At 37.7% G+C, this 1271-nt stretch carries 2 protein-coding genes and 1 pseudogene; all 3 read right to left on the reverse strand.

The window, feature by feature from the left end; translation table 11 throughout:
- Positions 1-269 (reverse strand): hypothetical protein (locus BAZSYMA_RS04665; protein ID WP_090716137.1); only part of this gene is annotated, 269 nt, incomplete at its 3' end.
- A gap of 105 nt (positions 270-374) precedes the next feature.
- Positions 375-788 carry a c-type cytochrome gene (locus BAZSYMA_RS04670; protein WP_090716140.1) on the reverse strand — a complete coding sequence of 138 codons (414 nt, stop codon included), beginning with the start codon at positions 786-788 and terminating at the stop codon, positions 375-377.
- A gap of 295 nt (positions 789-1083) precedes the next feature.
- Positions 1084-1271, reverse strand: a pseudogene (locus tag BAZSYMA_RS09950) (IS30 family transposase); the annotation flags it as partial.

The following is a 1271-nucleotide window of genomic DNA, read 5'->3' on the forward strand; positions in this document are numbered from 1 at the left end:
CTTTTTGGTTCCTCTGTTACCCCTGCCACATCATTATAAAGACCTTGAAACTTCCTTTCTTGGTTTAAGTAATAAGCGTCTAAAAACCAAAATATGATGACAGGGAATACAGCGGCAAGAAAAAAGTAATTGTTTTTAGTTGAAGCATAAATAGCCAATAGAGCTGATACGATCACTATGCACCAACCCTTTATTTGGAATGAATTTGTGTTCATTCTCGTAATCACATTTTGAATAAACTCAAGATGCTTAATTTCTTCAGGTAGCATGACTCCTTCTTTCTTTTACGCATAACGATCGCCATCAGTGACTGAGCGTAGCGAAGTCAACTACATGGTTTTGTTAGTTTCTTTTACTATGAAATATGGCTGGCTCTATTGGACCTTGTTTTTCCCATGCTTTTCTTCATAATGTTTTTTATACCATGTTGGTGGTGTTGCTTTTTCATCGTAAAGAAATTCAGCCACTTTTTTAACCTCCTCTGGTTTATATGGTAATTTAGGCATTAATCCAAATTTCTTTATTGCTCCTTGCATTAAAGATACATCTTTATCAGGGTATTCCACCCAATCAACAATTTGTTGTACAAAGTCTTCTCTTTGGGGGTACGCAGACCTCACATGCTTAACTACTGCAAATACAGGTGGAGCTACTTTAATTATTCCTTTTCCCAGATTTGTAGTGTGACACCTAAGGCATAGTGTATTGAATAATTGCTTACCGCTTTCCTCGGCTAAAGCAACATTTGTGTAAAGCAATATTCCTGCCAATAAAATAGTTGTTTTCATGATTTATCTCCCTTGAATTCACATCATAAGTGCAACACTCGTTAGTCGGTCAAAAGGTATATTAGTTACTCTTTTAACCTGACAAGAAAAAGGAGTGAAACATGCAAAAATAGGCGAATTCAACCTATAAGTGCAACACTTCAGTTTAAAAAATAGTCTTTACCAGTTAACTCAGCAAAAACCTCAAACGGGGTCTCACACCCCAAGCATTTCCTAGGTCTATTATTCATTAAATCGTTGCCTTAAACACTTCTTTTTCATTCACTTTATCCAAAGCCATTTGCTTTGGGAAGAATTACCTTAACGCTAAGGTTTTAACCCAGTGCTTGATTGGCGCTAGTAATGTCGTAATCGCATCATTGGCTGCTTGTGCGCTCTTGTTGGCAATAGGCAACGCAAGATACAACCTACTCTTGTGCTCAGCAAGGGTGGCAAAGCCACCTTTGTGTCCTTTACCGATAACTAGTCGCCCCTTAAAAACCC

The sequence above is a fragment of the Bathymodiolus azoricus thioautotrophic gill symbiont genome (assembly GCF_001298715.1).
Classification (GTDB): Bacteria; Pseudomonadota; Gammaproteobacteria; order PS1; family Pseudothioglobaceae; genus Thiodubiliella.